Here is a 515-nt window from a genome sequence, read left to right on the forward strand (position 1 = left end):
ATATAACATTGCATTTATCACAATGTGCATTCTGGTAATGTTAATTAAATACTCACAGTAAGCCATTTATTATCTGCTGCATAATTACTGAGTTTCGTTCCCTCACCAATACATACTGGATGGCCAACACAGGAAAGCATAGGTATATCAGAAACATCATCCCCATAGGCAAAACACGTCGATAGCTTAATGTTATTTTTTTCGGCATATTGCCTAATAACAAAAGCTTTACCATCACCAATTGTTTGCGTTCCTAAAATTTCCCCAGTTACTACGCCTGAATTGTCAATGACTAATTCTGTGCAGAGAATATCTGTAACACCTAATAACCTAGCGATAGGTTTTAATAACGGAGCCATTGAGCCAGACACTAACACTATATTATGACCTAAAACTCTATGCGCTAGAATACTTTTTAATGTGTAAGTTATGAATATATCAGTAGTTGAAAATGTTTTTTTGAACCAGCTAACTGCACACTCTTCAATTTTTAATAAAGGGACGTCTTTAAAAAA

The 515-nt window shown here is 34.4% G+C and carries 1 protein-coding gene; it reads right to left on the reverse strand.

The window, feature by feature from the left end:
• Positions 1-44 precede the first annotated feature (44 nt).
• On the reverse strand, positions 45-515 hold a 471-nt coding region (locus tag V2A85_RS24380; protein WP_420072646.1), incomplete at its 5' end, for an HAD family hydrolase.

It is taken from the genome of Yersinia sp. 1252 StPb PI, from assembly GCF_048593885.1.
GTDB classification, from domain to species: domain Bacteria; phylum Pseudomonadota; class Gammaproteobacteria; order Enterobacterales; family Enterobacteriaceae; genus Yersinia; species Yersinia enterocolitica_E.